Below are 14048 nucleotides of genomic sequence, written 5' to 3'. Positions count from 1 at the left end.
TACTCTTTAAATTCAATAGAGTACTTTTGTTGATTTTTCGCCATGTTAAACACATCCTATTTTTGTTATTTATGATTTAACATGACGCCACAACCGGTGTCCACTTTTTATACTAGCTTCAGTAAAAGGGAGAAATAGACGGGTAAATCCACCATTTAGACGGGTAAATCAAAAAAACTGACGAGTAACAAAAATCCAGCTCTAAGAAGGGAAACTAAATTCATAAAGTGGTCACAAACAATGTCGATTTTTGCAGGCATAGGGAATTCAAAAAGAGAAATAAGAAGAAAAATAGAAAGGAATGATGTATTTGGATAGCCCAAGAAATTTGTATAACACCGAGAATGGAAAAGCTGGAGGCTCTTATCAGAAGATTGCCTACTTCTCATCCAAAATGGTCTGTTGCGCTGGCAGACTATAAAAGGAGAATGGCGGGATATCGAGGCGAGAAATCGCTGGACTTTCATTTAAGTATGCTTCCCGATTCGAAATATCTTATTTTTCATGGACTTCGCTTAATATATGGGCAATTCTACTTCCAAATTGATATCCTCCTCCTTTGTTCAATTTTTGCAATGGTTCTAGAGGTTAAAAATATGACTGGAGAGATATCCTTTGAAAAGGATTTTAAACAGGTCACTTGGAAAAGAAATGAGGTAGAGGAAAGAATCAAAAATCCTGTGATACAAGCAAGGCTTCAGGTAAGAAAGCTAAAAAATTGGCTGCGGGACCACAACTGTTCTGAAGTTCCGATTCATTACTTTTTTGTAAACAGTAATGAAAAGACGATCATAAAAACGGAACCTAGGAATGAACAAATGATTCAACACATTTGTAATAGCGAAAATTTATTAGAAAAAATTGAACAAATTACAAAATATTACAATAGCGATAAATTAGACAAAAAAGAGTTAAAAAAGATAAAGCGTCTCCTTTTAACCAACCACACACCAGATAACCCAGATATCCTCCAAGCCTACAATTTATCTCCAAAAGATATTCTTTCCGGTGTCCAATGCCCGAAGTGCAGTTCCATACAAATGGATTATAAAAGTGGAAAATGGTGTTGTTCAAAGTGCAAAACGCTTTCTAAAACCGCACATATTCAAACAATCAAAGATTATTTCCTATTAATAAAACCCTCGATAACGAATGCGGAACTTTGCCAGTTTCTTCATATTGACTCCGGTAATATTGGATATAAAATCCTAAAGTCGATGAATTTTCCTTTCTCTGGGAAGTTTAAAAAACGAGTCTATTATCAAACGTCAAATCAATAAGAATATACAAATTCATATTCGGTATTTTTCTGTTGCTAACAAAAAAAACCGCCCATTTTCTTGAAATATCTAGTGTTAATATTAGAATTAATAGTTGAAGTTAACTGGTTAATAGAAAAAGGCCAGCAAGAAATAAATTTGCTGGCTCAGATTTGTGGCTATCTTTAAACGGTAATTTCTTTAGCACTAGTTTTCTTATGAATAAAAGAGAGAATGAATAGAAATCCGATTGTTGCAATGCTTACGGATGAACCGATGACATTATTTGAATTGAATAGGAACCCAATTAAGATAACACTCAAAGATCCCATTGCAAAGATGGTCGTGATTGGAAACCATTTTACCTTAAAAGCTGGTTGACTTTTGTATTGCGGTCTTAGCTTTAAATGTGCTGCACAAATACTAATCCAAATCATCATGACGGTAAAGCCTGGGATGGTCATGAGATAACCAATGACCTGACTGGGTGTTAAATAGGCTAAGTAAACAGCTCCTAAAATAAATACACTTGTGATCAAAATCCCATTAAATGGGGTGCCCTTACTAGATGTTTTTGCTAAGCGTTTAAGTGCAACCCCGCTTTGTGCCATCGAAAATAATGTTCTAGAAGTGGCATAAATACCAGAATTAGCCGCGGAGAGTACGGCTGTCAAAAGAACAAAGTTCATAATATGTGCAGCACCTGGTAATCCTGTGATACTGAAAACCTGAACGAAAGGACTATCTACGCTAGAGACTTTGTTCCATGGCGTGATTCCACATATAATAAGGATAGGCATAATGTAAAAAATGATAACTCGCCATACGGCTCCTTTAATAATTTTGGGCAGGACATTCTCTGCATCTTTTGTCTCCGTTACAGCTACGCCAATTAATTCTGCACCGCCATAGGAAAACATGACGACTAAAAGGGCACTTAAGGTTCCTTTAATTCCGTGCGGGAAAAATCCACTATGGGCAGTATAGTTCGAGAATGGATCCTGTATAGTGCTGGGAATAATACCTAAAATAAGTAAACAGCCTAAAATAATAAAAGCAATCAAGGCAATGATCTTAATACCAGCAAACCAAAACTCAAGCTCCCCGTAATATTTCACTTGAAATAAATTGATTCCTACAATAATTACCGCGCAGAAAAAACTGAGAAGCCATAAAGGTATTGAAGGAAGCCAGAATTGCAGAAAACTTCCTGCTGCTAATAATTCCACAATAGTTACGATCGTCCAGTTGATCCAATAAAGCCAACCGATGATAAACGAATACTGGAATCCAAATGCTTTGTTAACTAGATGTTGAACATTGGAATTTGGAAAAGCTATCGCCATTTCCCCAAATGCTGCCATAATAACAAGTAATATTAGTCCACCAAATAAATAAGTGAACACAACACTCGGTCCGGCAATATTCAATGTGTCGGAACTCCCTTTGAAAATTCCTGTTCCTATCATACCTGCTAAAGCCATAAACTGGACATGCCTTGGCAATAGCCCCTTTTTTAATTCCTGATGATTATCCTTCATGATGATTTTACCTACTTTTCTATATTGCTTAAACGCTTTTAAGCGCTAAAGTAATTATTATACTAATATATCATATTTTCGATCACTGTCAACTTGATATAGATGTTTGACTAGAAAATATAAGTATTTTTTTGGCTAAAGGAAACTTATTTGAGGGCGGTGAATATAATTTATTAAACTAGGAGGTTGATTTATATGATTACAAGCCTTCGATTGCAACGGAGGATATTCATTTATTCGTATGTTTTTAAGAAGCTGGGAATCTTAAGCGAGCAAGAATTTAACAAGATTAATTCTTTTACACAATTACATGAATAGCGATAAATTATTATTTGAAAAACAAAAATGCACGCAGATTGCGCGTGCATTTTTTATGAATATCATTTAAAGTTTATATTTAATATTAAGATGACATCTTCACTTTCTTTTGTGTAGTCGTCCATTTTCCGCGGCTTGGGCTTATGACCAAGTCATTATAGGCTAAGACATTTAAATCTCGTTGTATGGTGCGAGGAGTGATACCAAATTCCTCTACAAGTTCCTGTGTTGTGACAGTGCCGTTATTGCGGATAAACATGTAGATACATTTGATGCGGTTTAACATCCGGTTAGTTGAAGGTTTCAAAGAACCACTCCCTATCCTTTTTTCAAACCTATGGCTTAATCCCTCTACCGACAGCCTCTTTGAAGATTACTCTTCAAGAAATATGTAGTTTCTTTTCCGCGCAGCCATCTCCTTTTTTCTGGCCGATAGGAAAGTATAACTTTCCTATCAGGCATAAGTACAACTACGCCTCTGACTTCGCCTAACGGCTAGCCAATCGGCGAGTTTTCTTTAGATGGGTTGAAGTGAGTACTTAGATGTCATATATCTATTCTTATTGTACCCACAATTTTTGAAAATTTCTACCACTATAGAAAAAATTTACAAAGTTAACTTTAATAACTTCTAAAAATTGTTTGAATTTGCCGCCTCCTTTATTTTTCTCATACTATAAGTTATGGTGTACAATGTTTGGATTATGATAAATTGTCTCAATTTTTAAATAAATTTTTCTCTTTTTTATGGTATATTTGCTACTAAAAAAAACAGTGTTTTTCTTAAGCAAAATTGCTTAGATATTTGCAATAATGATATTGTTAATAATGGGTAAATATCTTGTACAGGGGGTAAACAATATTGGCACAGATAAATTGGAAAAATGAAGTGGAAAAAAGAAAAGAGGCTCTTATAAAGGACACTCAGGATTTATTACATATTAGAAGCCTATTGGATGAAGAAAATGCAACGGATGATGCACCGCTAGGGAAAGGAGTAAAAGAAGCACTAGATTTTATGCTTCAGCTAGGTGAAAGGGATGGCTTTACACCGAAAAATGTGGGCAATCTTGCAGGGCACCTAGAATTTGGCGAAGGGAAAGAACTGCTCGGTATCCTTTGCCATGTGGACGTCGTTCCGGAAGGGGATGGCTGGTCAAGTGATCCTTATGGAGCAGAAATTCGTGATGGAAAAATTTTTGCCCGCGGTGCATTAGATGACAAGGGGCCGACAATGGCGGCGTATTATGCAATGAAAATTGTGAAAGAACTTGGTCTGCCACTTAAGAAGCGTGTTCGGATGATTATTGGTACAGACGAAGAAAGTAACTGGCGCTGTGTTGATCATTATTTTAAGCATGAAGAAATGCCGACTCTAGGATTTGCTCCAGATGCTGATTTCCCAATTATTAATGCGGAAAAAGGGATTGCTGATTTTGATTTCGTTCAGAAAAAAATGTTACAAGATATACCTGTGACAAATGTTGAGGTCGTGAGCTTTGTTTCTGGAAAACGATACAATATGGTTCCCGATCATGCCAAAGCAACCATTTTGATTAAGGATAATCAAGATGATGTCGTCCAGCAATTTGAAGATTTTATGAAGCAACATGAGCTAGAACATGATTACCATATCGAAAACGGAGAATTAATATTAGAAGTGAAAGGTATCTCTGCCCATGGAATGGAGCCCAAGAATGGGACAAATGCCGGTTTGTTTTTAGGGGAATTTCTTTCTAATCTAGGTTTAGATGCGAAGGCCGCACATTATTTCCAATTCGTTTCCGACTATTTCTTTAACGATTCACGTGGTGTCAATCTTGGTGTCGCTTATTCAGATGATATTTCCGGAGAATTAACCATCAACCCTGGTAAGCTTTCATATACCAAGGACTCTGGTGGAAGAATCGGAATGACATGCCGATATCCTGTGACTAACAAAATGGAAGCAACAAAAACGAAGCTAGATGATCTATTGTTAAATAAAGGCTTCGAGATTGAAAACTTTTCTGACTCTAAACCACATCATGTCGACGAAAAAGAATTTCTGATTCAAACCTTGAAAAAAGTATATGAAGAACAAACAGGAGAAAAGGCGGAGTTAATTGCGATCGGAGGAGGTACCTATGCCCGTTCGCTAAAAGCTGGTGTGGCGTTTGGTCCATTATTTCCTGGAAGACCTGATATTGCACACCAAAAAGATGAATATATGTATATAGAGGATTTACTGAGAGCAACGGCGATTTATGCACAAGCCATTTATGAGCTCACACAAAATGAATAAGTAAATCAGAGGAGAAATGGGAGAATGAAGTATGCAATTTTAAACGGGAAAATGATTGCCCGGTCGGAAGCGAAAGTGGATGTAGAGGACCGTGGCTACCAATTTGGCGATGGGGTGTATGAAGTCATCCGTGTCTATAACGGAAAAATGTTTACTGCCAAGGAACATTTGAAGCGTTTTGTCAAAAGTTCCGAAAGTATCGGCATATATATCCCATACACAATTGATCAATTAACGGAATCTCTTGAAGAACTCATTGAAAAAAATAAGCTTCATCTTGGAACCATTTATATGCAAATTACAAGGGGAGTTGCCCCACGTAATCATGCCTTTCCAACTGCGGATGTATCACCAACTCTTGTTGCCTATACGAAGGAAGTTGCTAGACCAGAGGATAGTTTAAATTCGGGTGTGAAAACAATCATTATGGAGGATATTCGCTGGCTACGCTGTGACATTAAAAGTTTAAATTTGCTGGGCAATTTATTAGCCAAACAGAAAGCAGCTGATGAAGGTTGCTTTGAAGCGATCCAGCATCGGGGACAAGATGTGACAGAAGGAAGCTCGTCGAATGTTTTTATCGTTAAAAATGGCGTTGTTATTACCCATGAATCGAATAATTTAATTTTGAAGGGCATTACGAAAGATGTGATTTTGCAGGTTTGCACGGACAACAATGTTCCGGTTGAGGAACGAACATTTACTCTCGAAGAGCTGGAGCAGGCGGATGAGGTATTTCTCTCAAGCACGACATCCGAGGTCATGCCGATTGTTGAAATAGATGGAAAAAAAGTCAAAGAAGGTTTAACTGGACCTGTAACAAGAAAACTGCAAGAACTATTTGAGCGAGAAATTGTAAAACAATGTGGCAATCTTAAAGACGAGATTTTATTATAGTAAAAAAAGACGTGTTAGCAACCTGCGACACGTCTTTTTTCAAAAGTTTAGTCAAACTGAAACAAATCAATCGATAATTATCTTTCTCCTGTATCACAGGCAATGCAAATGACCACCTGATCAGACGAACGAAAAGTGCTTCGCGACCTCTATTGCAGCAAAGCAAGCTGCACAACAGGACGGGCCAACGAGAATTCCTTCCTCTAGCAAGGACCTCCCTTTCTTATTCTTTCTACCTCCATCATAAATATATTTTTTATCATTATAAAAAATATCGGTTAACTTCGTAAGCAAATAGATACAATTAGGAGAAAATAGACTAAAATTGAGAAAAAGGAATGAATAAAATGGAGCAGCGAAACCACTATTTCTTTGCTGTAAGAATTCCCGATGACACGAAATTAATCATGAAAGAACGTATCAGTCAATTAAAGGAAATCATCTCTTTTAGCCGGTGGGTCCACTATGAGGATATCCATATTACATTGACCTTTCTTGGCGGTGCTGAAACAGTAAAACTAGATGCAGCAGTACGAAATGTGAAAAAGGCTTTAAAGGATGCAAAAGCCTTGCCGTTGAAAATTAACAAACTGGGATTTTTTGGGGTGGAAGATTCTCCTCGGGTATTTTGGGCGGATACCGAGGAAAGCAAGGAGCTACAGATTATCAGAAAAAAAGTATTTTCTGCCTGCGAGGAGGCAGGATTTCAACTAGAGACAAGACCCTTCCGACCCCATATAACACTTGCACGAAAGTGGAACGGGGCCTCAGTATTTCAAATTGAACTGCTGGACGTATGGAATAAACTTCAGCCCGAACCACTGCTTTTTCAAGCAGATGAAATCGTTTTATACCAAACACATCTTCACCAAACACCGAAATATGAAGCAATAAATAGATTCCCATTGCAATCATAGAATTTTATAAATAAAGGTTGGTTTTATGAATTACATTTACTTTATTATTAATCCAAAAGCGGGAAACGGTCATTGTTTTAAAATTTGGGGGAAAATTGAAGCGCAGCTTAAGGCTGAACAGGTTCCATATCTGGCATTTTTCACTGAATATCCAGGCCATGCTAAAAAACTTGCCAGTCAAATTGCCGTCAAAAATGATAACGAAAAACTCATTATTGCTGTTGGCGGTGACGGAACGATGCATGAGGTCATGAATGGTGTAATCAAGCATAAGAATATAACACTTGGATTTATCCCAGGCGGGTCTGGGAATGATTTTTCAAGAGGATTTTTAATTCCTTCAGATCCATTAGAGGCCTTAAAAGTGCTGCTTCGGCTGATGAAACATGAGCCAGCATTAATTGATGCTGGAAAAATGACCATGAAAGATGATACTGAACACTATTTTATTAACAATATGGGTGCAGGATTTGATGCAATCATTGCCTATAAAGTGAATCATTCGCGGATAAAGGCAGTGTTAAATAAGCTTTCCCTCGGCCGTTTGGTTTATGTATTTTTTCTATTAAAAGAATTATTCACTTATAAAACAGCAACAATTGATTTATCAATTGATGGGCAAAAGCATATATTTGAAAAAACATGGTTTGTTACTGTCTCCAATCAACCATATTATGGCGGAGGGATGAAGATTGCCCCTGACGCACAACCGGATGATGGCCAGCTTGATATTACGGTTGTCCAACAATTATCAAGATGGAAGCTATTACTTGTTTTCATCAGTGTTTTTTGGGGAAAGCACATACATTTTAAAGAAGTAAAGACATTTAAGGGAAGAATGGTGTCTATCCACTCGTCCGCCTCCTTGTATGTCCATGGTGATGGAGAGCATCTTGGTTATACCCCATTAAATATAGATATCAAGGTTAAGGGATTGCAGGTGTTAACAAGAAGAAAAAATAAGAATGAAGTTGACTTGAAAGAGAGGAGCTCGAATGATATCTTCTGAACGAAAATTTCTGGCCTACTTGGATGAGATGAATATCATTACGGTACTTCTTCCACTTTCATATCATCATGGTCTGTCGTCCTCATTCTTTCTTATTAATGATTCTGAGAAAAGCCTACTGTCAATCATTAGCAAAAGCCAGATTGAACATAATCAAAAATATATTTGTCAGCTAGCAGGGGATTTTTCATTTGGTAAGCAATATTGGATCATGGATGAACATGGGGGCAAAACAGACCTGCAAATAGGTGCAGTGATTCGAACGGAGTCATTTGATAATAAATTTTATTATGGCGGGAATGATCTTGGCGTGACCTTTGATGCCAATCAAACTCGTTTTAAACTTTGGGCACCAACAGCCACTCAAGTGAAATTAAAAATACTTCCGCCAAACAATCATTTTTCCGAAATGATCAAGATGAAGCGGGAGGATTTTGGTGTATGGTCAGTGGGTGTCAACCGGGATTTAGAATTCTTTCAATATAGTTTTCTCATTCAAGTGAATCAGGAGTGGCGAGAGGCTGTTGACCCATATGCGAAGGCTGTGACAGCCAATGGAGAGCATGGGGCTATTGTGAAGCTTGAGAAAAGCCGGAGGCAAAAATATTGGTTATCTGCCTTTGAAAGTCCGGTGGATATGATTATTTATGAAACTCATATTAGAGACTTCAGTATTCATGAAAACAGTGGAATCCACGATAAAGGACTCTATCTTGGTGCCGGAGAGCTAAACACCAAGGGGATTGACGGTGGGCCAACTGGATTATCCTATTTAAAAGATTTAGGAATTACCCATATTGAATTCCTCCCATTTAATGATTTTGCTGGAATTGATGAATTGGAAAGAAATAAAGCCTATAATTGGGGATATAATCCCCTTCATTTCAATACTCCCGAAGGCAGTTTTTCCACCGACCCCTCGAATCCTTATACAAGAATTATCGAATTGAAACAATTAATTGATCAGATTCATCATAGCGGTCTCCGCGTGATTATGGATGTGGTTTACAACCATGTTTTTATTCGTGAAAATTCCTCTTTTGAAAAAGTAGTCCCTGGCTATTATTTTCGCCATAATGAAATGGGATTGCCCTCTAACGGTACAGGTGTCGGAAACGATATTGCTTCCGAACGAAGAATGGTCAGGAAATTTATTCTTGATTCAGTGCGGTATTGGCAGGAGGAGTATCATATTGATGGTTTTCGTTTTGATTTAATGGGGATATTGGATGTAGAGACCATGTCTGAAATCTGTAAACTGTGTGAAAGTTTGGCAAAAGGAACGATCATACTTGGCGAGGGGTGGAACCTCAATACCCCCCTTCCTCACGAACAAAAAGCGATTATTGCCAATCAGGCGAAAATGCCTCAAGTTGCTCAGTTCAATGATAAATTTCGCGACACGATTAAAGGCAGTACCTTTAATTTGTTTGATAAAGGATATGCCTTAGGGAATGAATATTATCGAGCCACTGCTTTCGAGGTCATCACAGGAAGCATTGGTTTTCAAAAGAAAGAAAATCGACTCTTTAATGAACCCTTTCAATCAGTGAATTATGTTGAATGTCATGATAATCATACTCTATGGGATAAACTTCTCTCATGTCTCCCTGAAGGGGATGACTTAACGCGGATGAAATATCACCGGCTTGCTACAGGAATTGTCCTATTGTCCCAAGGGATTCCTTTTCTTAACAGCGGGCAGGAGTTTTTTCGAACAAAACTGGGTGATGGAAATAGCTACCGCTCCCCTGATAATATTAATCAGCTGGATTGGGAGCGGAAAAGTCAGTTTATAAAGAATGTAAACTATATAAAAGGACTCATTCAAATTCGTAAAGCCTTTCCTTGTTTCCGAATGAGAACTGCTGTAGAAATCCGTAACAATATCTACCCCTTACTAATAGCTGAACCGCTGATAGGCTGCGTATTACACAAGGATCCACATGAGGTTCTTCTGTTGATTAATCCTTGCTCCAAGCAGCAATCCATTTCCCTTCCTGAGGGAGAATGGTCGATTTTGGCTGATCATGATTATGTGGGAATTTCTTCCGAATATGTCCCTGTTAAAGAAGAAATCACGATGGAACCTGTTTCGCTTTATGTTTTGCTAAAAAAATAGTTTCTTAAGATTACTTGACGAAAAAAGGCAATTGGAGATAAAATTTATAAAGATGGCTATTGAATGGAATGGTATCAATAGCTTTTTTTTTATTTGCCGATAGGAAAAAATAACTTAATATCGGACTTAAGGGCAACTACCCCTTATGAACCGCCCTTAGGGGATCGCCAATCGGCGAGTTTTCTTTATGAAAAAGTAAAAGCTGTTGATATGATTGTGGTTAAATTAATCCTTGGGCAGCATAGGTTTTCCCACTGAATAAGATGGGTAATTAAGTCCATTAGAACGGCATAAATTGAAGGTGAACAATTTTGGAACATATACTAGGACAAGAATGGGAAATAATCCCTGCTGGGGGCGCAACGGGAGAGGCCTTTTATGCATGCTATGAGGATCAAAGGCTTTTTTTAAAGCGGAATTCTTCTCCATTCCTTGCGGTTCTTTCAGCAGAGGGTATTGTCCCAAAGCTTGTTTGGACGAAACGATTGGAAAACGGAGATGTTATAACGGCACAACAATGGCTAGAAGGCCGTGAACTAAAGCCGTTTGAGATGGACCATGAGCTTGTGGCCAGGTTATTAAAGAAAATTCACCGTTCAGAGCCGATGCTGGGAATGCTTAGTCGGTTAGAGACTTCACCATTGCTGCCGGAAACCTTTTTTCAATCGGTGGTAAATGAGTTGGATGAACAGGTGTTATCCTTAACGGAAGTGCAAAAGGCGATGAGCTTTTTAAAGAAGGAAGCAGTAAATGTCTATTGCGAGGAAAAAGTCGTTTGCCATGGCGATGTGAACCATAACAACTGGCTGCTCGCGGAGGACAACCAGTTGTACTTGATTGATTGGGATGGGGCGATGATTGCCGACCCGGCCGTTGACTTAGGATTACTGCTTTATTGGTATATTCCAGAAGAAAGCTGGAAAGATTGGCTAAACATGTACGGAAAAAGGCTTACCGATCATTTAAGGTTACGAATGAAATGGTATGTTGCTCTTCAAACCTTAACATCGATTCAATGGTATAAAAGTAAAAATCGCCTGGAAGAAATGAACAAATGGATAACGTTTTTAAACGATATCCTCTAGTTAAGAAAACTGATCAATATTGTTTACCCATTGTGATAAGTTATTTTGGTTGGATAAAATATGCTGATCCAAATCAGCAGTTTGCGCACCGTGCTGGCTATATTGATAGACCTCCTGCAAAATGTTTTTAACATTTTCATCAACTTGAGTGTTTACCATCAGTGATTTTACCAGGCGTTCCAATTGTTCACACTCTGCTACGGATCCACAGCAATCTGTTTGATGATTGTTTAAGATATCTTTTAATAAGGTTACTTGGTCATTATGATTTAATGGCATGAAAGCACATCCTTTCAAAGTGGGAATTTAAAAAGGAATTCACAGTTAGGTTGTGAATTCTTTTCTTGTTTATACATATGCTTCTTTCCTTAATTACCATTTAATTTAGCTTGCATGCGTGTATTTAGCGTGATATGGTTTGAACTATAATTTTTACTAGGAGTGCTAAAATGAGACTTAGGAATAAGCCTTGGGCAAAGGACAAAATAGAGGAACATTCACAATATATTGTGGCAAATCCAGAAAACAGCAAAGGTAATTGGCATAAAGTTTTTGAAAAGGATCAGCCGCTTCATATTGAAGTTGGCACCGGAAAAGGCCGTTTCATAACGGAAATGGCACGAGCCAATCCAGAAATAAACTATATGGGAATTGAATTATACGATAGTGTTATCGTAGCGGCTTTGGATCGTTTAATTGAAGCGGATTTACCGAATTTAAAACTTTTAAATGTCAATGCTGCTGATTTAGGGAAATATTTTGCGAAAAATGATGTAGATCGTGTTTATTTGAACTTCTCTGACCCATGGCCGAAAATCCGTCATGAAAAAAGAAGATTAACCTATAAAGACTTCTTAAAGCTTTATGAAGATATCATGGTCGATGGTGGAGAAATTCATTTTAAAACGGACAATCAAGGATTGTTTGAATACTCGCTGATGAGCTTCTCTGAATATGGGTTATTATTGAAATACCTTAGTCTTGATTTTCATAAAAGTGGCTATGAAGGAAATATCATGACAGAATATGAAGAGAAATTTTCCGAAAAAGGAAATAGGATTTATCGTTGTGAGGTTAAATATCAGAATTAATAAAGTAGACAGTTCTTTAAGAGAGCTGTCCTTTTTTTGTTTTCTCCAGCATAAACGGGCAGTAAGGTCCCCGATGATTGAAGTTTCACTTTATTAATAATCAGCTAATGGTAAAATAGGGGAATAAGGAGGTTGGGATGATGGAGACATTACAGATTGGACATGTTTCACTTACGTGGTTATCAGGGGGGATCACCAATTTAGACGGCGGTGCTATGTTTGGGGTTGTTCCAAAAGCGCTATGGTCAAGGAAATATCCGCCAAATGAAAAGAACCAAATTGAATTGCCTACTGACCCGATTTTGATCCAAATCGATGGGAAAAATATATTAGTCGAAGCGGGCATTGGCAAAGGAAAGTTAACAGAGAAACAACTAAGGAATTATGGAGTAACGAAAGAATCCGAGCTTGATGAATCTTTACAGTCCTTAGGCTTAAATCTGGAGCAAATTGATTATGTCTTAATGACGCATTTGCATTTTGACCATGCTTGCGGTTTGACAAAGCTTGTAGATGAAGAGTACGTATCAGTCTTTCCTAATGCAAAAATCATTTCTTCTCAAATCGAATGGGATGAAATGCGCAACCCTAATATCCGTTCGAAAAATACATATTGGAAAGAAAATTGGGAAGCGATAGAAGCTCAGGTTGAAACGTTTGATGGAACGTGGAGTCTTGGTCCAATTCGGTTGGTCCATGCCGGAGGACATAGTAATGGTCTTTCCATCCTTATCATTGAGGACGAAGGAGAAATGGCCATTCATATGGCTGATTTGATGGCGACACACGCTCATCAAAATAGTCTTTGGGTAATGGCCTATGATGATTACCCAATGGATTCGATTGCAGCAAAAGAAAAGTGGATTCCCTATGCACTTGAAAAAAACGCCTGGTTCACGTTTTACCATGACGCTTTTTACCGTGCAGTCAAATGGGGACCCGATGGACAAATTGCAGAGAGTATTAAACGATCAAGATAAAGAAAACTCGCCGATTGTGAAGTGCCCCTCCAAAAAAAGGGGGACAGTTCAATTGTGGCGAGTTTTCTTTCATCAAGATACTATTTCATTGGATAAACGACATATATCTATGAGGGTTCCTGTTTGGGCGTCGGCTATAAATTCATACTGTTCACTAGAGCCGTTGTTATTTTTAGAAATGCCTCCCTTATATACTTTATAATGGATTTGGTATTTTTCATACGGTTCTGCTTCCATATGTATCCATGAACCACTAATAGGTCCATTCTGTTTAAATTGCTTTTTTACCTGTTCTAATACTTTTTCAGGTGAGACTTTTATCTTTTGAGTAATGACTTCGTGAGCGGCATATCCCCCAATGATACCAACCGCAGCACCTAGGATAAACGACTTCCAGTTCATTTGCAAAAACCTCCAAAAAATTAATTGGAAAAGATTACATTCAAGATTCTCCTCTCAGTATATCGTATTTGCAAGTAACAAGGTAATATTACAAATATTGAAATGAAATATTGGTAAGCGGTCAAAAATTTCTGTAAAATAAA

General features: G+C 37.7%; 13 protein-coding genes and 1 pseudogene. 9 read left to right on the top strand and 5 right to left on the bottom strand.

Features of this window, described 5'->3' with window-relative positions; all coding sequences use genetic code 11:
- Positions 1–374 precede the first annotated feature (374 nt).
- On the top strand, positions 375–1280 hold the full coding sequence (locus M5A78_RS21025; protein ID WP_248737238.1) for a nuclease-related domain-containing protein: 906 nt from the start codon (positions 375–377) through the stop codon (positions 1278–1280).
- A gap of 164 nt (positions 1281–1444) precedes the next feature.
- On the opposite strand, the gene M5A78_RS21020 is transcribed toward M5A78_RS21025, so the two are convergent.
- A complete protein-coding gene (locus M5A78_RS21020; protein WP_248737237.1) occupies positions 1445–2800 on the bottom strand; it encodes an amino acid permease in 1356 nt (451 codons plus the stop codon).
- 403 nt (positions 2801–3203) lie between these two features.
- Positions 3204–3425 carry a DeoR family transcriptional regulator gene (locus M5A78_RS21015; protein ID WP_007086548.1) on the bottom strand — a complete coding sequence of 74 codons (222 nt, stop codon included), beginning with the start codon at positions 3423–3425 and terminating at the stop codon, positions 3204–3206.
- Between the two features lie 555 nt (positions 3426–3980).
- Here M5A78_RS21015 and pepV point away from each other — a divergent pair.
- Both pepV and dat read left to right on the top strand, forming a co-directional pair.
- Positions 3981–5402, top strand: coding sequence for a dipeptidase PepV (pepV, locus tag M5A78_RS21010; RefSeq protein ID WP_248737236.1), 1422 nt, complete (start codon positions 3981–3983; stop codon positions 5400–5402).
- A 24-nt stretch (positions 5403–5426) separates the two neighbouring features.
- A complete protein-coding gene (gene dat, locus M5A78_RS21005; protein WP_248737235.1) occupies positions 5427–6299 on the top strand; it encodes a D-amino-acid transaminase in 873 nt (290 codons plus the stop codon).
- 77 nt (positions 6300–6376) lie between these two features.
- Here dat and M5A78_RS21000 read toward each other — a convergent pair.
- Positions 6377–6509, bottom strand: a pseudogene (locus M5A78_RS21000) (cysteine synthase A); the annotation flags it as partial.
- 137 nt (positions 6510–6646) lie between these two features.
- On the opposite strand from M5A78_RS21000, the gene thpR reads away from it, so the two are divergent.
- From thpR to M5A78_RS20980, 4 genes are all read left to right on the top strand, one after another.
- Positions 6647–7216, top strand: a complete 570-nt coding sequence (gene thpR / locus M5A78_RS20995; protein WP_248737234.1) for an RNA 2',3'-cyclic phosphodiesterase — start codon at positions 6647–6649, stop codon at positions 7214–7216.
- A gap of 25 nt (positions 7217–7241) precedes the next feature.
- Positions 7242–8225 carry a diacylglycerol/lipid kinase family protein gene (locus M5A78_RS20990; protein ID WP_248737233.1) on the top strand — a complete coding sequence of 328 codons (984 nt, stop codon included), beginning with the start codon at positions 7242–7244 and terminating at the stop codon, positions 8223–8225.
- Positions 8212–10347, top strand: a complete 2136-nt coding sequence (pulA, locus tag M5A78_RS20985; RefSeq protein WP_248737232.1) for a type I pullulanase — start codon at positions 8212–8214, stop codon at positions 10345–10347. Before M5A78_RS20990 ends, pulA begins: the two co-directional genes overlap by 14 nt.
- Positions 10348–10658: 311 nt before the next feature.
- On the top strand, positions 10659–11432 hold the full coding sequence (locus M5A78_RS20980; RefSeq protein ID WP_248737231.1) for a phosphotransferase family protein: 774 nt from the start codon (positions 10659–10661) through the stop codon (positions 11430–11432).
- Here M5A78_RS20980 and M5A78_RS20975 read toward each other — a convergent pair whose 3' ends face one another.
- Complete coding sequence (locus M5A78_RS20975) at positions 11433–11711, bottom strand: YtzH-like family protein (RefSeq protein ID WP_248737230.1); 279 nt, start codon at positions 11709–11711, stop codon at positions 11433–11435.
- Positions 11712–11881: 170 nt separating this feature from the next.
- Between M5A78_RS20975 and trmB the strand changes: the two genes are divergently transcribed.
- Both trmB and M5A78_RS20965 read left to right on the top strand, forming a co-directional pair.
- Entirely contained in the window at positions 11882–12523 is a 642-nt protein-coding gene (gene trmB / locus M5A78_RS20970; protein ID WP_248737229.1) for a tRNA (guanosine(46)-N7)-methyltransferase TrmB, read from the top strand.
- A gap of 140 nt (positions 12524–12663) precedes the next feature.
- Positions 12664–13503 (top strand): YtnP family quorum-quenching lactonase, encoded by an 840-nt coding sequence (locus M5A78_RS20965; protein WP_248737242.1) that lies wholly within the window; start codon positions 12664–12666, stop codon positions 13501–13503.
- A 72-nt stretch (positions 13504–13575) separates the two neighbouring features.
- Here M5A78_RS20965 and M5A78_RS20960 read toward each other — a convergent pair whose 3' ends face one another.
- Positions 13576–13905 (bottom strand): PepSY domain-containing protein, encoded by a 330-nt coding sequence (locus M5A78_RS20960; protein WP_248737228.1) that lies wholly within the window; start codon positions 13903–13905, stop codon positions 13576–13578.
- Positions 13906–14048: the final 143 nt, after the last annotated feature.

The organism is Neobacillus rhizosphaerae, from assembly GCF_937468385.1.
Classification (GTDB): Bacteria; Bacillota; Bacilli; order Bacillales; family Cytobacillaceae; genus Neobacillus; species Neobacillus rhizosphaerae.
The sequence above is the reverse complement of the archived record's forward strand: the minus strand, read 5'-3'. Positions and strand labels throughout refer to the sequence as shown.